Raw genomic sequence first — 19,429 nt, 5'->3', positions numbered from 1 at the left:
GCTCAGGACCCTCCGGTGCGGACGCCGCCGAGCATGCCGAAGCGGTACAGCAGCCACAGCAGCGGATCCTCGGCGCGGTGCGGCCGGACGCCGCCGGCGCCGACCCGCCCGTCCTCGGGGACGCCGCCGAGCGCCGACAGCCCGAACAGCGCGAAGTCGGCGTACTGCTGCTCCAGGTACACCTCGAGCCGCCCGGCCTGCCACTCGTGCAGCAGCGCGCGGACCTGCTCGTTCACCGCGTCGCGGTCGTCCAGGTCGAGCACGCCGCTCCCGCCGCGGGACCGGTGCAGCGCCGACTGACGCAGCGGCGCCGGGCGCAGCGCGTCGATCTTGGTGAGCGCGACCGCGGCCGGCACCGGCAGCCGCTCGCCCGGACGGGTGCCGTGCCGCTGCCGCAGCGCCTCGGTGACCCGGGCGATGACGTCGACCGGCTCGCTGTCCGGATCGTCGCCGGGGACGGGCGGGAGCCCCGGCACCGCGTCCAGCACGGCGGTGCGGGCGCCGGGCAGCTCCAGCGGGTCGACCAGGAAGATGATCGCGTCGGCCGCCTCCAGGTAGCGCAGGTGCAGGTCGCGCGCCTCGCGGCTGCGCAGGTCCTCGCCCGCCGTGTCGAACAGCACCAGCGCGAGCGAGTCGGTGCGGTCGCGGGCGAACCGGGACCGCAGCGTGCGGGTCAGCAGGTAGACCAGCGGCTCGCGCGGGCCGGTCGCGGCGCTCGCGGTCGTCGGCAGCAGCCGGTGCTCCTCCAGCAGGGGCCGGGCGAAGTCGCGCTTGTAGCGCTCGATCGTGCGGTCGTCGCAGGCGACCAGCGACGCGTCCAGCTCGGTGCCGACCCGGTTCATCAGCTCGTGCAGCAGCACCGCGATGTAGGTGCTCTTCCCCGCGTTCTTGGCACCGACGAGCGCGACGATCCGGCCGGGGGAGTCGCAGTACGCGGACGGGAGCGGGCTGTGGCACTCGGGGCACGCCCGGCTGCCGGTCGGCTGGCCGCAGCCGGGGCACTCCGCGCGCCCGCCGCGCCCGGCGGGACCCCGCCCCGCGCCCCGTCCGGCGCCCCGTCCCGGGATGCGGCCCGGCACCCGGCCGGGGGCGGCGAAGACCGGGGGGAGGGACGCGCCCGCCGTGGACCCGGTGTACTCGGCGTACGCCTCGTCCAGCACCGGCGCGCAGCCGCGCCGCCGTCCCGCCTGCCCGCGGCACCGGAACAGGATCCGCTGCGGGGCGAGCGCGGCGAAGCAGTACGGGCAGGTGACGTCCTGCCGGGCGGGGGTGCCCGGCAGGCCCACCCGGGAGGCTAGGGACACGGCTTCCTCATCGCTGGACCTGGAGGCGGCGGACGGGGGGATCGCTGAGTTCCACGGCTTCGTCGTCGGTGAAGCACCGCAGCCAGTATGGGCCCGGGGCGTCCGGGAGCGGGAGGGAGACTTCCCCGGGGACGGGCACCCGCTCCCACGCGCCGACCGTCTCGCCGTCGCCCGCGCCGTGCGGCATCACCCGCCCGGCGCGCAGCACCAGTGTGAGCCGGCCGATCCGCAGCGGCCTGGACGCGGTGAGCCGGACGGTCAGCGACCGCCGCCACGGCGGGCCGCCCCGCACCAGGTCGTAGCGCACCACGGCGGACGCGGCGACGGCCGCCGTCACCGGCGGCCCGGTCACCCGGACGCCGCCGACCCGTCCGGTGGAGGCCACCGTCACCTCGACCGGTTCGTCCTCGGGCACCGGCAGCCGGACCCCGCCCTGGGTGTCGTACGCGGCGCGGGTGACGGTCCGGTGTTCGGAGGCGGTCCCAGAACCCCCGGCGGGCTCGGCGGTCTCCGCGGCGCGTCCCGGCTCGGTCCGGTCGCCGGGCCCGGCCGGTCCGGCGCCGACGCGGTGGGCCAGCTCCACCTCCGCCACGTCCGGCGGCCAGTCGAACCCGACGTGCACGTGCGCGCCGCGCCGCTCGGCGACCAGGCGGCGCGGCGGCGGCAGGTCGACGTGCCGGTGGTACGCGCCGATCGCGGCGGTGCCCCCGGCCACCGTCACCGCGAGCAGCCAGCCGCTGCCGGGCCGCACCTCCAGGCCGTCGCCGGCCGGCGTGCCCGCCAGCCGCCGGCTCTCCCGCCGCACCTCCTCGACCGGCACGAGCGCGCTGCGCGGCCACGGCGGCGGGCCGTCCACCAGCACCAGCTCGGCGGTGCCGTGCGGCGGCGGCGCGAACCGCACCCGCAGCAGGCCCGGGTCGGCGGGGTCGGGCTCGGCGGCCAGCTCGTACACCGGGACGGGCGGCGCGCCCGGCGTGACCGACGCCGGCACGCCGGGCGTGACGACCTCGCGGCCCGTCCCGTCGAGGTAGACGGCGCTGACCCGGTAGTGGTGGGTCGCGCCGTTCGGGACGCGTTCGCGGAACCCCTCCCGCTCCGCCGGGACCACCCGCCCGTCGCGGACGAGATGGATCCGCGCGGCCTCGGCGGGGCACCGCCACCGGCCCGTCACCACGCCGTCGCCGGGGGCCAGCGCCACCTCCCGCGGCTCGGGCCGGACGACCACCGGCCCGGCCACGGCGGGCGCCGACGCAGCCTCGCCGCGCACCGCGACCACGCCGTAGTAGAGGGGCACGTTCACCGGCGGCCGGTCGTCGCGCGCACCGGGCACCGGCTCGCCGTCGGCCGCGCCGCGCGGCGGACGGCCGCGGCGCCGCACCACGTGGTAGATCACCTCGCCCGCGGTGGACGGCGAGGCCGGCCACGACAGCCGCACCGCCGTGCCGTCCGCCGGGCCCGCGGACGTGCCGTCCGCCGGGTCGGGGGGCGCGCCGGTCCCGGCCGGGGCGTCGACGTCGGCGCGCAGCGACGGCACCGGCCGCGGCGCGAGCCGCCGCTGGTGCTCCAGCGCCCCCGGCAGGTCGCGGACGAGTCGCAGCGCGTCGGCGAGCAGCCGCCAGGCCCGGTCGGGGTCGTCGTCGGCGACGGCGGCCTCGCGCAGCCGGACGGCGGTGCCCAGCCGGTGCCGCGCCTCGGCCGCCAGCACCTCCTCCTCGGACCGCCCGCCCTCGCCCCACGGCCCTGGGAGCCCCGGCGCCGCCGCGTCGCCGGGCCGCCCCGTCCGGGACGCGCCGGCCAGCTCGGCGGCGGCGTGCACCTCGCCCGCGTCCAGCAGCGTGCGCAGCCGTCCCGCCAGGCCCCCGCCGGGCCCCGCCTCGCGCAGCACCGCGAACACCAGCCGCCGCGCGTCGCCGGGCTCGACCCCGAGGTCCTCCACAGCGTGCCGCAGCAGCGCCGCTTCGGACGCCCGCTGCCGCAGCCGCTCCCGGAGCCGGTCGACCACGTCGAACAGCAGCAGCCCGTCGGGGTCGGCGCCGGAGCGCAGCGCCGCGAGGACGGTGTCGGCGTGCGTGGTGCTGGTGTCGCGGCTGTGCCGCGCCCACTCGGCGCCCGCCGCCGCCACGGCCGTGGGCGTCGGCCGCAGGACCCCGCCCGCGCCGCCGGACGCTCCCGCGCCGCCGCCCGCGCCGCCCGTTCCCGGGGCCGCGAACCCGCCGAGCACCCGCATCGGTCCCGACAGCCGGGCGCCGAACAGGAAGCCCGCCAGGTGCGGCTTGCCGAGCACGTCCAGCGACTCGCGGACCTTGGGGTAGGCGGGGTAGGGGGCGGCGGTCGGCAGCGCGTCCGGCTCGAGCACCTCGATCCCGTCGGCGCGGGCGAGGCCCGCCAGCTCGTCCAGGGTGACCCCGCCGGCCCGTGCGATCTCCTCGACCTCGGCGGGCGCGACCATGCGCAGCGTCCCCGCCGCGTCGGCCAGCCGCGCCCGCGCCCGGCCGAGGCGCCGCCGGGTCAGCTCCCGCCCGCCGCGCAGCCGCTCGTCCAGCGGGCGGAGGTCGCCGCGCCCGGCCGCGTCGAAGACCGGGGCGAGCTCGCGGTGCTCGGCCTCCAGCCGGTCGACGAGCTTGCGGTACTTCAGTTGCCCGCGGGCCCGCCGCCAGCACTGCCGGACCTGCTTGACCCGCGCCGTGACGGCCGCCGCCGCCAGCGGCTCGGGCAGCGCGTACCGGACCCGCAGGTCCTCGGGCGGCTGGTCGCCGGCCGCCCGCGCGGGCTCGAGCACCTCCCGCTGGTACCACTCGTCTGCGAACATCGCTCCGCTCCGCTCGGCGCGGGGCTCCGGGCCCGCCCGGTCAGCTCACCTGGACCCGGGACAGGGCCTTGCGGGACCGCTCGACCTCCTCCTCGGACATGCCGCCCACGTCCACCTTGAGCTCCAGCCGCTCGCCGGTCTCCTTCTCCACCGCGGTCACGTTGAGCAGCCCGGACGCGTCGAGCGCGAACGTCACCCCGATCGGCCAGCCCGCCTTCTTGCCGGCGGGCACCCGGATCTCGCCGGTGGCGATCTCGGCGTTGTCGATCAGCTCGGCCGACTCGACGCTGCCGGCCTGCTCCATCACCCGCACGTCGGCCGAGGTCTGGTCGTCGTAGACGGTGAAGAAGTCCTCGGTCCGGGCGGCCGGGAGCTCGTCGTTGGCGTGCACCAGGTGCGCGACGTGCTCGGCGCCGGTCTCCCGGTCGACCACCACGATCCCGAAGGCGTGCGAGGCGACCGTCTTGATCTGCCGCCCGGCGATCTCCCGCTGCTGCTCGGCCGACAGGCCCGCCCGGCTGGCCATCTCCTCGGCGCGCTCGGTGGCGCCCTCGCTGACCAGCCGCCGGTAGGTCTCCTCGAACGCGTACAGGGCCGCGCCCTTGGCGACCGCGAGGTCGGGGTCCTGGAGCCGGGGCGCCAGCCCGAGCTCGGTCTCCAGCCGCGCCGCCACCACCGGCATCTTGGTGGACCCGCCGACCAGCACCAGGTCGTCGTAGTCGTGCACGCCCTTGTCTGCCGCGGTGGCCAGGGTGCGGCCGGTGATCTCGACGGTCCGGTCCAGCAGGTCCCTGGTCAGGTCCTCCAGCTTCTCCCGGGTCAGCTCGACCGTGGCGACCCGCCCGTCGTGCATCACCCGGACGGTGTGCGCGGTACGGGTGGTGAGCGCCTTCTTGGCGTCCTCGGCGTCGCGGCGGAGCTGCTGCTCGGTCTGCCGGTCGTCGAGCGGGTCGCCCGCGTCCGGATGCTCGGCGCGGAACCGCTCGGCCAGGTGCTCGACCAGCCGGGCGTCCCAGTCGGCGCCGCCGAGCTCGTGGTCGCCGTCGGTGCACACCACCTCGATGTGCCCGCCGCGCAGCGCGATCACGGTGGTGTCGAAGGTGCCGCCGCCGAGGTCGTACACCAGGATCGTCCGGTCGGCGCCCGGGTTCAGCACCCCGTAGGTGATCGCGGCGGCGATCGGCTCGGACACGATGTCGATGACGTTCAGGCCCGCGATCCGGCCGGCCTTGCGGGTGGCGTCGCGCTCGGCGGCGCCGAAGTAGGCCGGCACCGTGACGACCACGTCGCGGGCCTCCTCGCCGGTCGTGGTGCGCGCGTCGGTCGCCAGCTTGAGCAGGATGAACGCCGACAGCTCCTCGGGGGTGAAGTCGATGCCGTGGATCGGCCGGGTCACCTCCCGGCCCATGTCCCGCTTGATCAGGCTGACCACGTGGTCGGGCTCCAGCACCGCGGTGTCCTTGGCGGTGGCGCCGACGATCACGTTCTCGCCGCTCTCGAAGTAGACGACCGAGGGCGTGGTGTCGGTGCCCTCCAGGTTGCGCAGGACCGTGGGACGGCCCACATCGTCGATGGAGGCGATACAGGAGTAGGTGGTCCCCAGGTCGATCCCGTAGACGGCCATCAGAGTCGCGCGAAGGTGCGGCGGCCGTTGGGCGCCGCGGCGTCCGCGCTTGCTCCCTTCCCGGTTTCGTGGATGTGGGCGGGTCCGGTGTTCATCCTCTGGTGTTCAGGGTCCGGCGGTGTCCATCGTCTCGCTCCGCGCGCCCTCGCGCAGCCCGGTCGGACGAGCCGGGAAGGCCGGACGTGCCGGATTCGTCCGATGTGACGGTCTCGGCCGGGTCCGTGGCGAGCTTCCCGACGTGGACGGCGGCCTTGCGCAGGACCCGGTCGCCCTGCTCGAAGCCGTGCGCCTGGACGCCGACCACGGTGCCCGCCCGTCCGGGATCGGTGACGGGGGTGACCGCGACCGGACGGTGCCGGGAGGCGTCGTAGGGCTCGCCGGGCTCGGGGGCGAAGCGCTCGGCGCCGATCCGGGCGAGCACGTCGGCGACGTCGTCGGCGACCGCGGCCAGCAGCCGCGCGGCGTGCGCGGGCGCCGGCGGGGCGGGCTCGGACCAGCGCTCGGACTCGCGGCGGGCCTGGTCGTGCAGGCGGTACAGGGCGGCGCGGACCGGTTCGAGCAGCTCCTGGAGCTCGCCGCGGCGGAGCCGCTGGTTCTCCTCGTGCAGCCGGTCGATGATCGCCTCGCGGTGCGCGGCGCGGTCGTGGTCGCGGTCGAGCCGCGCCGTTAGGACGGCGAGCGCCGTCCTGACCTCGCCCCGGAACCGCTCGCCGCCGTCATCGAGGTCGTCGCCGTCCGGTCCGGCCGTCTCCCCCTGGGGGGCCTGGGCGGCCTCCGCGACCTGGGCATGCTCGCGCCGCGGCTCCGTGGCGGAGCCGTCGCTGACCCGGAGCTCGCGGTCGCTCGACACGTGCAGTTACCTTAATGGGAGGGAGGGACGGGGGATAGAGCCTGTAGTCCACCTTCATCGGACTTTTCGGTGACCGGTGCCCATTCTCTCGCACCGGCCCCTTCCGCGCCGGTTTCTTCGCGCGGACACGCATGGGTAACACGATGGAAACGCGCTTCCCGCACTGTAGAGGGAGCGGCCCGGCACAAGGCCGCGTACGGCGCGTGAGGACGCGCGCAGACCGCGCGTGGAGGAGGTGGCGATGTTGCTGAGGATCCGCGTCCGGCTGCCGGACCGTCCCGGATCGCTGGCCAAGGTGGCGCGCACCCTCGGGGCCGCGGGCGCCGACGTCGTCCAGATGACGGTCCTGGAACGCGACAACGGGCGGGCGCTCGACGACTTCACCGTGACCTGGCCCGCCGGGGCGGGCATCGACCGGCTCTGCGACGGGCTGGGCTCGATCCCGGGCGTCGGCATCGTGGGCGTCTGGCCCACCGCCGAGCCGCAGGGCGCCTTCCCGGACGCCGCGGTGATCGGCCAGCTCGCGGCCGACCCCCGGCGCGGCGCGCTGATCCTCGCCGACGCCGTCCCGGCGATCCTCAGCGCCGACTGGGCGGGGCTCGCCGAGCCCGGGGCGGACGAGTCGGGCGAGGACGCCGCGCTGGTGTACGCCAGCGCGGGCGGCGTCCCCGGCGGGAGGATCCCCGTCCTGCGCCCGCTGCGGCCCCGGTCCTTCACCGCGCCGGACGGCACCCAGTACGCGACCGGGCCCATCTCCAGCGGCACCGAGCGGGGCCTCGTGCTGCTCGTCGCCCGCACCGGGGCGCCGCCGTTCCACCAGACGGAGGTGTCGCGGCTGGCGCAGCTCGTCGGAGCCGCCGAGACCGTGCTGAGCGGATCGGGCATCCGGCTCGCGACCGGATGACCGGCCGGGGGTGACCGGCCGGGGGTGAGCGGCCGGTCGGAGGCGGGTCAGCGGGGGCCGAGGAGGGCGAGCACGCCGTCCAGGTCGGTGAGGTGGGCGTCCGACCCGAGGCCCTGCGCGACCGTCGCCGCCGCGGCGCCGCCCCAGGCGGCGCTCTCGACGACGTCCTCGCCGTGCACGAGGCCGGTGATGAAGCCCGCGCAGTAGGCGTCGCCGCAGCCGGTGGTGTCGACCACGTCGACCTCCAGCGCGGGCAGCCGGGTGACCCCGTCGCGGGTCACCACCACGCTGCCCTGCTCGCCGAGGGTGACCACCACCGACCGCGGGCCCTGGTCGAGCAGGGCGAGCGCGGCGGGCACCGGGAGGGCCTCGCCGGTCATCGCCTCGGCCTGCTCCTGGTTGGGCAGGAAGTGGTCGACGTGGGGCAGGAACGCGCTCGCGCCCTTGACCAGCTCGGGGAGGTTGGACAGCAGGTCCATGGTGACCACGGTGCCGGTGTCGCGGGCCGCCGCGAGCATGGCGAAGAAGACAGGGTCGTTCAGCCCGAAGGTGACGTCGGGGCCGCCGAGGTGCACCACGTCCGCGGCGGCGAGCAGCCCGGGGCCGACCGCGCCCGCGGTGAGGGTGAGGTTGGCGCCCGGCACGTGGAACGAGGGCCGGCCGCCGTCCGGGCGGATCGGCAGGATCGAGGCGCTGGTCTGGTCGGCGGTGCGGCGCACCAGCCCGGTGACGTCGACGCCGTGCCGGCCCATCACCGCGACCAGCAGGTCGCCGAGGTCGTCGTCGCCGATGGCGCCGACGGAGACGACCTGGTTGCCGAGCCGGGCCAGGGCCACCGCGGTCCCGGCGGCGGCGCCCGCGGCGGTCACCCTGATCTGGTCGACCACCACCGTGTCCTGGCCCGGCGGGATCGCCTCGACCGGACGGGCGAGGACGTCGATGATGTGCGCGCCGAGCGTGACGACAGCCATGACCGCGCTCCCTAATGATCGTCAGGGCCGTAGCGTACGCCCTGGAGACCGAAGAACGTGAGAGGTGTTCACATGGTGCTGGAGTACGAGCGGAGCGCGTTGTGCGAGGTCGGCCGCCGGATGGCCGGAACCGGCCTGGTGACCGGCGCGGCGGGCAACGTCAGCGTGCGCGTGGGGGACCTGGTCGCGGTCACGCCCGGCGGGGTGATGCTCGACCGGATGACCCCTGCCGACTGCCCGGTCGTGGACGTGCGGGGAGGCCCGGTGGAGGGCGCGCGGGCGCCGTCCTCGGAGACGCCGATGCATCTGGCGATCTACGAGGCGACCGGCGCCGCCGCGATCGTGCACACCCACTCCACCTACGGGACGGTCGTCGCCAGCACGATGGACGAGCTGCCGCCGATCCACTACAACACGCTGCTGCTCGGCGGCGTGGTGCGGGTCGCCGAGTACGCCACCTACGGCACTCCGGAGCTGGCGGCCAGCGTGCGCGCGGCGATGGCGGGCGGCAAGCGGGCCGCGCTGCTGGCCAACCACGGCGGCGTCGCGATCGGCGGCGACCTGGACGAGGCGTTCGAGAACGCGCGGCTGCTGGAGTGGCTGTGCGGGGTCTACGTGCGCGCCAGGACGATCGGCGAGCCGCGGATCCTCACCGAGGAACAGCTCACCGCCGTCGTCGAACGCGGCCTCGCCCCGGCGGAGTGGCCGGCCGACCTGTAACCTAGCGCTTGCTAGGTTACCTGGAGGAGGGGGCGCCGATGTCCTTTGTCCTGATCGATCAGCCCCGGCCGCACGTCACCCGGATCACGCTGAACCGGCCCGAGCGGATGAACGCGATGGCCTTCGACGTGATGGTCCCGTTCCGCGAGGCGCTGGAGGAGGTCGGCCGGGACAACGGCACCCGCGTCGTGGTGGTCACCGGCGCCGGCCGCGGCTTCTGCTCCGGCGCCGACCTGGAGTCGCCCGGGGCGATCCCCGGCATCGAGGGGCTCACGGTCAGCTCCATCGCGCTGCGCTCGATGGAGCTGCTCGACGACGTCGTCCGCGCGCTGCGCCGCCTGCACCAGCCGGTGATCGCCGCGGTGAACGGCCCGGCGATCGGCGGCGGCCTGTGCCTGAGCCTGGCCGCCGACATCCGGCTGGCCGCCGACACCGCCTACTTCCGCGCGGCGGGCATCAACAACGGCCTCACCGCGAGCGAGCTCGGGCTCAGCTACCTGCTGCCGCGCGCGATCGGCGCGTCCCGCGCGTTCGAGATCATGCTGTCCGGCCGGGACGTGGACGCGGCCGAGGCCGAGCGGATCGGCCTGGTCTCCCGCACCGTCCCGGGCGACAAGCTGCTGGACGCCTGCGACGAGCTGGCCGAGCGCATCGCCGGGTTCAGCCGGCCCGGCGTCGAGCTGACCAAGCGGATGCTGTGGTCCGGCCTGGACGCCGCGAGCCTGAACGCGCACATGGACCACGAGGGCATCGCCCAGCTCTACGTCCGCCTCACCACCCGCAACTTCGAGGAGGCGATCCAGGCCCGCAAGGAGAACCGCCCTCCGGAGTTCCGCGACTGACTTTGGCGCGCCGCCACCGTCCAGGTGACGGTGACCTGCGCCTGACGCCCGGTGCCCCGGTGCTGGCGTGGGACGGTGGGCCGTGACAGGCTGCCGCCGTGCCCAGGCTTCCTCCGGACGACGCGCGGCTGCGGCTGATGACGGTTCCGGTCGCGCGGCTCGCGACCGCCGACGAGCACGGCCGCCCGCACCTGGTCCCGGTCAGCTTCACCGTCCACCGGGGCACCGTCTACACCGCCGTCGACCACAAGCCGAAGAGCACCCGCGACCTCAAGCGGCTGGCCAACATCCGCGCCAACCCCCGGGTGGCGCTCCTCGCCGACCACTACGAGGACGACTGGGACCGGCTCTGGTGGGTGCGGGTGGACGGCCGCGCCCGGGTCGTCGAGGACCCGGCGGCGATGGCCGGGCCGGTGCGGCTGCTCGCGTCCCGCTACGCGCAGTACCGCGACCGCCCTCCGGAGGGGCCGGTCATCGCGGTCACCATCGAGCGCTGGACCGGATGGGCCGCCACGGCGGACGGAATCGACTAGCTTGCCGGGATGCCTCCCGGTCTGCACCTTGTGAACGACTGGCTGTCGCCCGCCGACGCCCAGGTCCTGGCCGAACGGATCGACGCGGCGGACTGGTCCGATCAGCTCAAGCGCCGCGTCCAGCACTACGGCCACCGCTACGACTACGGGCGGCGCGGCGTGGCCGCCGGAGCGCCCGCCCCGCCGCTGCCCGGCTGGGCGAGCGACCTGGGCGGACGGCTTCACGCCGAGGGGCACCTCGGCGAGCCGCCCGACCAGGTGATCGTGAACGAGTACCGGCCCGGCCAGGGGATCAGCGCGCACGTCGACTGCGTCCCGTGCTTCGGGCCGGTGGTCGCGGCGGTGAGCCTGCTGTCGGGCTGCGTGATGGAGTTCAGCGAGAAGGACGGCGAGGGCAGGGAGGCGCGGCGGCTCGAACCGCGCAGCCTGTGCGTCATGACCGGCCCGTCGCGGTTCGCGTGGCGGCACGCGATCCCCGCGCGCAAGACCGACCCCGGCCCGGACGGCGCCCCGGCCCGGGTCGCGCGCGGCCGGCGGATCTCGGTCACCCTGCGGACCGTGCTGAAGACTTAGGGCCGGTTTCAACGCGCCTCAGCCGTAGCGCGAGCGCGTTACCTGGCCGGTGGGGCGAAGCCGGAGGCGAGCCCCACCGGCCGGATCGCGAAGCGATGCCGCGCTCGCCCGAGCACGGTCGGCGTCCGAGCCTTCAGGCGAGAACGCCGGGCCGGGCTTGAAAGACAACTCAGTCCCAGGCGAGGCCGACGCGGGTCAGGTGGCCGGTGTACTCGATCCGGGGGCGCCAGGCGGGCGGCCAGGCGTCCATGCCGAGGTGCGCGCCCGCGAAGGCGCCGGCGAGGCAGGCGATCGAGTCGGAGTCGCCCGAGGACGCGGCGCCGCGCGCGAGGGCGCCCACCGGGTCGTCCGGGAACAGCAGGAAGCACAGCAGGCCGGTGGCGAGGGCCTCCTCGGCGACCCAGCCGGCGCCGGTCGCCGCGCACGGGTCGGCGCGCCGGTCGGGCGCGGCGAGGGCGGCGTCGAGCCGGTCGAGGACGCCGAGGCACTCGTCCCAGCCGCGGGAGATGAACGCGGCGGGGGAGTCGATGGCGGGACGCTGCCACAGGTCGCCGAGCCAGTCCTCGTGGTAGGTGGTCCGCTGGGCGTGGCAGTGGTCGCGGAGCGCGGCGGGCAGGCCGGCCGGGGCCAGGCCGTCGCACAGCCACCGGACGGCGTACGCGGTGAGCTCGCTGGCCGCCAGCCCGGTCGGGTGGCCGTGGGTGAGGGCGGCCTGGAGCTGCGCGGCGGCCGACCGCTGCTCGGCCGTGAGCCCCGGGACCAGGCCGACCGGCGCGACCCGCATGTTGGCGCCGCACCCCTTGGAGTCCCGCTGGGTCGCCTGGAGCCAGGGGAGCCCGGCGGCGAGGCCCTCACAGGCGCGCAGGCACGTGTTCCCCGGCGCCCTGTTGTTGTCGGGGCTGTACAGCCAGTCGACGAACCGGCGTCGCCACAGCGGGACGATCACATCCGGGGTGAGCGGCACGTCCCGCGGGGCGTCGAGCAGCCCGTCGGCGACGGCGAGGGCCATCTGGGTGTCGTCGGTGACCGGCGCGGGCGACCCGGTGGGCTCGCGCGGGCCGTCCGGCCCGAACCGCCGGGCGATCTCCTCCATGCCGAGGAACTCGGTGGGCGCGCCGAGCGCGTCCCCGTACGCCAGCCCGAAGACCGTCCCGCTCGCCCGCCGCGTCATGGCGAGTCCTCCTTCTCCCCGTACGTCGTCCTCGCCGCATTGTTTCCTAATCGGGGGCGGTGGCGCGGCGGTAGGCGCCGGGCGTGATGCCGAAGCAGCGGACGAACCAGCGGGTCAGGTGGCTCTGGTCGGCGAAGCCGGTCCGGGCCGCGACGGCGCCGATCGGCTCGCCCCGCGCGAGCAGCCGCTGCGCGGCGCGCAGGCGGAGCTGCCGCTGGTAGTCGCTGGGCGCCATCCCGTGCACCTGCCGGAACGCCCGGTAGAGCGCGAACCGGCTGCATCCCGCCGCCTCGGCCAGGGCACCGCCCGACACGTCCTGCAGCGGGGCCTCGTCCAGCCGCAGCCGGGCCCGTTCGGCGATCCGCGCGACGCCCGGCGGCGGCGCCGCGCGCAGGGGCCCGGTCGCGGCGCGGTTCACCATCGCGCCGACGGCGGCGGTGAGCAGCTCGTCGCGGCGCAGCGCCGGGGCGCCGTTGAGCAGCGCCCCGTGCAGGGCGCTCAGACCGTTCGCCAGCAAGGCGTCGGCGACGACTGGGGCGGCGAACAGCGGCGCCGCGGCGGGCCGTCCGGCGATGTCGGCGAGGACGCCGGACACCACCTCCGGCCCGATGTGCACGATCCGGTAGGTGAACCCCAGGGGGTCGGCGGGGTGCCCGTCGTGCGGGTCGTCGGGGTTGAAGGCCATGACCATGCCGGCCGTGCTGGTGTGCGCGGCGCCCCGGCAGCGGAACGCCTGGCGACCGTCCTCGGTGACGCCGAACGAGTAGGTCTCGTGGCTGTGCCGGTGGTAGGCGTGCCGCTCGATGTGGGCGTGCATCGCCTCCAGGGGCCGGTCGCCGGACCGCCAGTACCGGGTCCACTCGCGCGTCACGCCGCCATTCTCCCAGGACGGGGCGCACGAGCGTCCAAGACGGCCGGACGGAACCGGGCCAGGCTGGCCGCATGCGTTTCGACACCAAGATCGGCATCGTGGTCCGCGACGACCTGGCGGCGTGGCAGCGGCTCAACGTGACCGCCTTCCTGGCCGGCGCCCTCGCCGGCGGGCCCCCCGGACTGCTCGGCGAGCCCTACGAGGACGCCGCGGATCGCCGCTACCTGGCGATGTTCCGGCAGCCCGTGCTGGTCTACACCGCGACCGCGGACGACCTCGCGCGGGTGCACGAGCGCGCGGTCGCCCGCGGGTTCGACCTCGCCGTCTACATCGAGGAGATGTTCAAGACCGGCCACGACGAGGACAACCGGGCCGCGGTCCGCGCCGCCGACGCCGCGCGGCTGCCGCTCGTCGGGCTCGGCGTGCACGGGCCGCGCAACCCGGTGGACAAGGCGCTCAAGGGGCTGCCACTGCACCCGTGATGCCGGCCAGCTCGGCCAGCCGGGCGCGGTGCCGGTCGGGGGAGCCGAAGAGCTGCCGGGACGACTGGGCCCGCTTGAAGTACAGGTGGGCGTCGTGCTCCCAGGTGAACCCGATGCCGCCGTGGAGCTGGATGGTCTCGCCCGCGGTGTGCAGGTAGGCGTCCGAGCAGTACGCCTTGGCGAGCGCGGCGGCGGCGGGCAGCTCGGCCGGCCTCTCGTCGGCGGCCTCCGCCGCGTTCAGCACGGCCGATCGGGCCGATTCCACCTGCACGAACATGTCCGCGCAGCGGTGCTTGACCGCCTGGAACGAGCCGATCGGGCGGCCGAACTGGTGCCGCACCTTGGCGTACTCCACGGTCATGTCCAGGGCCTGCTGCGCGCCGCCGAGCTGCTCGGCCGCGAGGGCGACCGCCGCCACGTCCAGCGTGCGCGCGAGGACGGCCGCCGCGTCGCCCTCGATCCGCCGGGCCGGGACGGCGGCGAACGCGACCCGCGCCAGGCGGCGGGTCTGGTCGAGGGTGGGGAGCGGCGCGCGGTCGAGGCCGGGCGCCGTGCCGTCCACCGCGAACAGCGCCGTGCCCTCGCCGGTGCCGGCGGCGACCAGGAGGAGCCCGGCGATGTGGCCGTCGAGGACCTGCGGCGCCGCGCCGTCCAGGACCCAGCCGCCGCCGCCGTCGTGGCGGGCGGTGACGGGCGCGCCCTCGACGAGGGTGGCGATGGTGTCGCCGGACGCGATGCCGGGGAGGAGGTCGCGCTTGGCGGCCTCGTCGGACGAGGCGGCCAGCGCGGTGCCGGCGAGCGCGACGGTGGCGAGGTAGGGGGAGCAGACCAGCGCGCGGCCCATCTCCTCGAACACCACGGCCAGCTCGCGCACCCCGAACCCGGCGCCGCCGTACTCCTCGGGGATCGCCAGGCTCTGGAGGCCGAGCTGGCCGGCCATCTGCGCCCAGACCCGCGGGTCGTGGCCCTCGGGCGTCTCCATCAGCCGCCGGACCTCGGCGCCCGGCGATCTGTCGGCGAAGAAGCGGCGCAGTGTCGCGCGCAGTTCCCGCTGTTCCTCGGTGACGACGAGCCTCATCCAGCGGCCTCCTGAAATAGCCGACCTTGTGCTTGGTCGGGCATTGTGCCCTACTCGTGCTCCGGGGCCGGCGGCCGGGGTCAGGGTGCCCAGTCGTGCGGGCCGAGGGTGAAGCCGGCGGGTGTCGAGTGCAGGTGGTTCGCCGAGACCAGGCGGCCCAGTGCCGCCCAGATGTCCTCCTCGGGCCGGCCGATCTGCTCCCTGAGGGTGTCGATGTCGGCCGCGCCCCCGTCCTTGTCGATCTCGGCGACCGCCTCGTACACCACGAGTTCGAAGTCGCTCAGCTCTTGGACGTCGCCGCGTTCGTCGGTCATACCGACGGCGTTCCCGTTCTGCGCGCGTCCAAGAGTCGCCCCGCGCCGCCCGGACGGGTCAGCCGTGCCGCTTGAGCTCGTGGAAGAAGTCCGGCACGGTGTTCAGCGCGCCCGACGCGGCGACCCGGTCGTAGACGTAGCGGGCCACGGCGAGGTCGAGGACGCCGAGCCCGAACGGGGAGAACACGACCGGCCGGTCGGCGGGCGGGCGGGTCCGCCCCTCCAGCACGTCGTAGAGGGTCCCGGCGACGAAGTCGCGGTTCCCGGACCGCTGCTCGGCCAGGTGCGGCGAGGTGTCGGCCTTGAGGCAGTGCTCGACGTCGTCCACCACGTTGTAGGCCGACAGGATGATCTCGGGCGACAGGTCGCGCAGCGAGACGTGCAGCACCAGCGGGTTGTGCCCGAACCAGCCGGGGTCGGTGACGTGCGGCGCGCCCGCCACGGTGGCGAAGACGATCAGGTCGCTGGAGCGGATCAGGTCCTCGGCCCGGTCGTGCACGGTGACCGTGCCGGAGCCGGAGCGCTCCAGGTAGCCGCGGAAGCCCTCGGCGTGCTCGGCCGACAGGTCGTGCACCCCGAGCCGATCGAACGCGAAGCCGTTCGCGGCCAGGTACATGTGGACGTAGCGGGCGATCAGCCCGGCGCCGACGAACCCGACGCGGCGCGGGCGGCCCGCGGAGGCCGGGCCGTCCCGGCGGTCGCTCAGCTCGGCGGCGGCCAGCGCGGCGGACGCGGCCGTGCGGGCGGCGCTGATGATGGAGCTCTCCAGGCAGGCGAACGGGTAGCCGGTCTCGGTGTCGTTGAGGATCAGCACCGCCGAGGCGCGTGGGATCCCGGCGGCGACGTTCTCGGGGAAGCTGGAGATCCACTTGATCCCGTGCACGCCCACGTCGCCGCCGACCGAGGCAGGCAGCGCGATGATCCGCGAGGACGGCCGGTCGGGGAAGCGCAGGAAGTAGGAGTCGGGATTGACCGTCCGGCCCTCGCCGTGCAGCCGGTAGGCGGCCTCGACCATCCGGGTGACCTGCTCCTCGCGCCCGCCGATCGCCTCCTGGACCTGGGCTCCGGAGATCACGGCGAAGGGGGGTGGCTGCGTCATGTCGGCGACTCCGGGGAAGGACGGTCGGTGAGGATGGGGGTCAGACGCCGAGGATATCGGCGCCCGGCAGGTCGAGCTCGGCGGCCAGTTCGCCGAAGTTCTCCACCAGCCAGCTCTCCTCGTAGATCGAGTCGAGGTAGCGCTCGCCGAGGTCGGGGGCGATGGCCACCGCGACCGGCCGCTCGCCCGGGTACTTCTCGGCGAGCCAGCGCGCGGCCCCCGACACCACCGTGCCGGTGGACCCGCCGAACAGGAACCCGCGCGCCGCGAGGGCGTGCACGGTGCGGATGGTGTCGGTCTCGGGGACGTGCACCACGTCGTCGATGTAGGCCTCGTCGACCAGCTCGGGACGGCTGCTGGTGCCGAGGCCCGGGACCATGCGCCGTTCGGGCATGCCGCCGAAGGTGACCGAGCCGACCGCGTCGACGGCCACGATGGTGACCGGGCGGGCGCGCTCGCGGAAGTAGCGGGCGCAGCCCATCAGCGTGCCGGTGGTGCCGGCCCCGACGAACAGCACCTCCAGCCCGGGGAACTGCCGGTCGATCGCGGGGGCGGTGCCGCGGTGGTGCGCGACCCAGTTGTTGCGGTTGGCGTACTGGTTCAGCCAGACGTAGCGGTCGCCGGACTCGCACAGGCTCCGCACGTAGCCGATCCGGCTCTCCAGGTAGCCGCCGTTGGCGTCCTGCCGGGAGATGACCCGCACCTCGGCGCCGAGCGCCCGCATGACCCGCATCGACGCGGGGTTGCAGCGCGGGTCGGTGACGCACACGAACCGCAGGCCCTTGCTCGCGGCGATCAGGCTCAGCGCGATGCCGAGGTTCCCCGAGGAGGACTCGACGATGATCGAACCGGGGGTCAGCGCGCCCTCCCGCTCGGCCGCCTCGATCATCGCCGCCGCGGCCTTGAGCTTCACCGAGCCGGCGAAGTTGAACCCCTCGCACTTGAGATGCAGAGGCAGGCCGAGTACCGCCCCGAGATCCACATAAAGGTCCTCGACATTAAAATCCTGCGGCGAGGTGATGATGGGCACTTTGCCACCCTCGAATGAATGACAATTGTCGGTCGCGAGGGAAGGAATGGCGGTCTCGGTAATTGATGCCGTTCCCCCCGTCGACCCCCGAAGTTCGCCGCGGGGTTCTCACCGAACCGTGGCGGAGCCTCACCGTACCTTCGGCCATGTTCCCCCGCAACCCCCACTTACCAGCGAGTAAGGTCTAATGCGCGGATTCCGGTGAGCTTCTGGGCGACGACCGACATAGGCTATGCCACCGCTCATTTGGTGATGACAGTGCATAAGTCTTACATCACGGAGAGTAAACATGAATGCTCGCCGACCCGTCCTCGACCGGCTGCCGGCCACGGCCGGGCTGCCGGCCCTCGCGATCCCCGCCGCGGACCTCGAGCGGGCCCGTGAACTGGCCGTACGGCACGGGATGGCGCGCGAGCGGGAGGTCGACCTGGCCGATCCGGTGATCACCTGGGTGGAGCGCTTCGCCGCCGAGGCGGACCGGCCGGCCGTCCGGGACCGGACCCGCGCCCTGTCCTATGCGGAGCTGGCGGCCGAGGCCCGCCGCATCGCCGCGCTGCTGGCGGCGGCCGGGGTGGAGCCGGGCACCGTCGTCGGCGTCGGCGGGGCCCGCTGCGCCACCGTGGTCGCGGCGTTCCTGGCGATCGAGCTGATCGGCGCGCTGTACGTGCCCGCCGACGAGACCTGGCCGGCGGCGCGCGTGCGGGACGTGCTCGCGCAGGCGGAGGCGCCCGTCCTGCTCACCGTCGACACCGGGGCGACCGCGCCCGCGCTGCTGGACGGGGCCGCCGAGGCCGGCTGCCGGGTGGTGCGCGCCGAGGGCGCGGCCGGGTGCGCGCCGTGGGCGGGGCCGCCGCTGCTGGACGCCCCCGACCGTCCCCGGTACGTGCTGTTCACCTCCGGCTCGACCGGCCGCCCGAAGGGCGCGGTCGTCGAGCACCAGGGGATGCTGAACCACCTGCACGCCAAGATCGTCGATCTGGGCCTGACCGGCGCCGACGTGGTCGCGCAGACCGCCCCGCTCGGCTTCGACATCTCGGTCTGGCAGATGCTGTGCCCGCTGCTGGTCGGCGGCCGGGTGGACGTGATCGGCGACGAGACCGGGCACGACCCGGTGGCGTTCGCCCGCGCGGTGGACGGGCAGGGCATCACGGTGGTGGAGCTGGTCCCCACCCTGGTCGGCCACCTGCTGGACGACCTGGCGGGCGCCGCCGGCCCGGGTCCGGCGGGGTCGCTGGGCGGGCTGCGGTGGATGATCGCGACGGGGGAGGAGCTGCCCGCCGAGCTGGCGCGGCGCTGGCTGGCCGCGGTCCCGCACGCGCGGCTGCTCAACGCCTACGGGCCGACCGAGTGCTCCGACGACGTCACCCACCACACCGTGACCGCGGGCGATCTGGACCTGCTGCGCCTGCCCATCGGCGGCCCGGTCGTGAACGCCCGGCTGTACGTGCTGCGCGAGGAGGACGGCCGCTGGACGGCCTGCGACGTGGGCGAGGACGGCGAGCTGTTCGTCGGCGGGGTCTGCGTCGGCCGCGGCTACCTGGGCGACCACGACCGGACGCGCGAGGCGTTCTACCAGGACCCGTTCGGGGACTCGCCGACCGGCCGGCTGTACCGGACGGGCGACGCGGTCCGGCTGCTGCCCGCCGGCGCGGGCGGCGAGGACCGCCCGACGCTCCAGTACCTCGGCCGGGTGGACCGGCAGGTCAAGATCTCCGGCGTCCGGATGGAGCTGGGCGAGATCGAGGCGGTGCTCCAGCGGCATCCGGACGTCCGGGCCGCCGCGGTCGTGGTGCACGAATACCCGTCCCGCCGCGGTGGAGGATCTGCTGACTCTGTGTGACGACACTGGCCGTGTCCGGTCGTCAACCGTTGTCACTTGACGAGCGTCCGATGCCGCCGCGGCGCCGCCGCTGACCGTCCGCTTTGTAACTCCCGTGAGTAATTCCTGGGGCCAAGTTCTACATTCGGGGGGATTGCGAGGCATGTGACAGGCTGGTTAACTGTGGCTTCGCTACTCCCGAGTAGTGACGCGGGCCGCGGTCGGCCCCGTCAGGACGGAAAGCGGCGGAGCCCGCAGTGCTCCGCACCGGTGGGAACACCCGTGCGCGGCGGGTGTCGCGCGCGGGACCGCGTTCTCCGGCGGGACTTGGGGAAAGGGGACGGGGACAAGACCGACGGTTCTGTGGTCACTCTCTTTATCTCATGCCCTTCGGGTGGCCTGCGGCCCCTATCTCGGGCGTAAGTAAACCCCCTT

The 19,429-nt window shown here is 75.1% G+C and carries 18 protein-coding genes; 7 read left to right on the top strand and 11 right to left on the bottom strand.

Features of this window, described 5'->3' with window-relative positions:
- Positions 1-2 precede the first annotated feature (2 nt).
- The 4 genes from OHA34_RS09785 to grpE form a co-directional block, all read right to left on the bottom strand.
- Positions 3-1,304 carry a TRAFAC clade GTPase domain-containing protein gene (locus OHA34_RS09785; protein WP_285940782.1) on the bottom strand — a complete coding sequence of 434 codons (1,302 nt, stop codon included), beginning with the start codon at positions 1,302-1,304 and terminating at the stop codon, positions 3-5.
- Positions 1,305-1,311: 7 nt separating this feature from the next.
- Positions 1,312-4,113 carry a hypothetical protein gene (locus tag OHA34_RS09780; RefSeq protein WP_329521412.1) on the bottom strand — a complete coding sequence of 934 codons (2,802 nt, stop codon included), beginning with the start codon at positions 4,111-4,113 and terminating at the stop codon, positions 1,312-1,314.
- 40 nt (positions 4,114-4,153) lie between these two features.
- Entirely contained in the window at positions 4,154-5,737 is a 1,584-nt protein-coding gene (locus OHA34_RS09775; protein WP_329521411.1) for an Hsp70 family protein, read from the bottom strand.
- Between the two features lie 91 nt (positions 5,738-5,828).
- Positions 5,829-6,587 (bottom strand): nucleotide exchange factor GrpE, encoded by a 759-nt coding sequence (gene grpE, locus OHA34_RS09770; protein WP_285940779.1) that lies wholly within the window; start codon positions 6,585-6,587, stop codon positions 5,829-5,831.
- A gap of 241 nt (positions 6,588-6,828) precedes the next feature.
- Here grpE and OHA34_RS09765 point away from each other — a divergent pair, with 241 nt between their 5' ends.
- On the top strand, positions 6,829-7,491 hold the full coding sequence (locus OHA34_RS09765; RefSeq protein ID WP_329521410.1) for an ACT domain-containing protein: 663 nt from the start codon (positions 6,829-6,831) through the stop codon (positions 7,489-7,491).
- Between the two features lie 47 nt (positions 7,492-7,538).
- Here OHA34_RS09765 and OHA34_RS09760 read toward each other — a convergent pair whose 3' ends face one another.
- A complete protein-coding gene (locus OHA34_RS09760; protein ID WP_329521409.1) occupies positions 7,539-8,462 on the bottom strand; it encodes a carbohydrate kinase family protein in 924 nt (307 codons plus the stop codon).
- A 72-nt stretch (positions 8,463-8,534) separates the two neighbouring features.
- On the opposite strand from OHA34_RS09760, the gene OHA34_RS09755 reads away from it, so the two are divergent.
- From OHA34_RS09755 to OHA34_RS09740, 4 genes are all read left to right on the top strand, one after another.
- Positions 8,535-9,182 (top strand): class II aldolase/adducin family protein, encoded by a 648-nt coding sequence (locus OHA34_RS09755; protein ID WP_285940776.1) that lies wholly within the window; start codon positions 8,535-8,537, stop codon positions 9,180-9,182.
- 38 nt (positions 9,183-9,220) lie between these two features.
- Positions 9,221-10,024: an enoyl-CoA hydratase gene (locus OHA34_RS09750; RefSeq protein ID WP_285940775.1), complete on the top strand. Its 804-nt coding sequence runs from the start codon at positions 9,221-9,223 to the stop codon at positions 10,022-10,024.
- A gap of 98 nt (positions 10,025-10,122) precedes the next feature.
- Positions 10,123-10,557, top strand: a complete 435-nt coding sequence (locus tag OHA34_RS09745; RefSeq protein ID WP_285940774.1) for a TIGR03668 family PPOX class F420-dependent oxidoreductase — start codon at positions 10,123-10,125, stop codon at positions 10,555-10,557.
- 9 nt (positions 10,558-10,566) lie between these two features.
- Complete coding sequence (locus tag OHA34_RS09740) at positions 10,567-11,130, top strand: alpha-ketoglutarate-dependent dioxygenase AlkB (protein WP_329521408.1); 564 nt, start codon at positions 10,567-10,569, stop codon at positions 11,128-11,130.
- 169 nt (positions 11,131-11,299) lie between these two features.
- Here the strand turns inward: OHA34_RS09740 and OHA34_RS09735 are convergent, their stop codons facing one another.
- Together OHA34_RS09735 and OHA34_RS09730 are read right to left on the bottom strand one after the other, a co-directional pair.
- Positions 11,300-12,301: an ADP-ribosylglycohydrolase family protein gene (locus OHA34_RS09735; protein WP_329521407.1), complete on the bottom strand. Its 1,002-nt coding sequence runs from the start codon at positions 12,299-12,301 to the stop codon at positions 11,300-11,302.
- 46 nt (positions 12,302-12,347) lie between these two features.
- The gene (locus OHA34_RS09730) at positions 12,348-13,172 is read right to left on the bottom strand and encodes a helix-turn-helix transcriptional regulator (protein ID WP_329521406.1); all 825 of its coding nucleotides are present in this window, start codon (positions 13,170-13,172) and stop codon (positions 12,348-12,350) included.
- A 71-nt stretch (positions 13,173-13,243) separates the two neighbouring features.
- Between OHA34_RS09730 and OHA34_RS09725 the strand changes: the two genes are divergently transcribed.
- Positions 13,244-13,654 (top strand): DUF2000 domain-containing protein, encoded by a 411-nt coding sequence (locus OHA34_RS09725; RefSeq protein ID WP_285940770.1) that lies wholly within the window; start codon positions 13,244-13,246, stop codon positions 13,652-13,654.
- Here the strand turns inward: OHA34_RS09725 and OHA34_RS09720 are convergent.
- The 4 genes from OHA34_RS09720 to sbnA all read right to left on the bottom strand — a co-directional run bounded on the left by OHA34_RS09720 (position 13,629) and on the right by sbnA (position 17,175).
- The gene (locus tag OHA34_RS09720; RefSeq protein ID WP_329521405.1) at positions 13,629-14,732 is read right to left on the bottom strand and encodes an acyl-CoA dehydrogenase family protein; all 1,104 of its coding nucleotides are present in this window, start codon (positions 14,730-14,732) and stop codon (positions 13,629-13,631) included. The genes OHA34_RS09725 and OHA34_RS09720 overlap by 26 nt on opposite strands.
- A gap of 80 nt (positions 14,733-14,812) precedes the next feature.
- Positions 14,813-15,046 carry a hypothetical protein gene (locus OHA34_RS09715; RefSeq protein ID WP_285940768.1) on the bottom strand — a complete coding sequence of 78 codons (234 nt, stop codon included), beginning with the start codon at positions 15,044-15,046 and terminating at the stop codon, positions 14,813-14,815.
- Positions 15,047-15,104: 58 nt separating this feature from the next.
- Positions 15,105-16,145 (bottom strand): 2,3-diaminopropionate biosynthesis protein SbnB, encoded by a 1,041-nt coding sequence (gene sbnB / locus OHA34_RS09710; RefSeq protein WP_285940767.1) that lies wholly within the window; start codon positions 16,143-16,145, stop codon positions 15,105-15,107.
- 40 nt (positions 16,146-16,185) lie between these two features.
- The gene (gene sbnA, locus OHA34_RS09705; protein ID WP_285940766.1) at positions 16,186-17,175 is read right to left on the bottom strand and encodes a 2,3-diaminopropionate biosynthesis protein SbnA; all 990 of its coding nucleotides are present in this window, start codon (positions 17,173-17,175) and stop codon (positions 16,186-16,188) included.
- Between the two features lie 289 nt (positions 17,176-17,464).
- Here sbnA and OHA34_RS09700 point away from each other — a divergent pair, with 289 nt between their 5' ends.
- Complete coding sequence (locus OHA34_RS09700) at positions 17,465-19,015, top strand: amino acid adenylation domain-containing protein (RefSeq protein WP_329521404.1); 1,551 nt, start codon at positions 17,465-17,467, stop codon at positions 19,013-19,015.
- The last annotated feature ends 414 nt before the right edge of the window (positions 19,016-19,429 follow it).

Origin of the sequence: Spirillospora sp. NBC_01491 (assembly GCF_036227065.1) — a bacterium.
GTDB classification, from domain to species: Bacteria; Actinomycetota; Actinomycetes; order Streptosporangiales; family Streptosporangiaceae; genus Spirillospora; species Spirillospora xylanilytica.
This window is presented reverse-complemented; position numbering and strand designations above follow the sequence as displayed.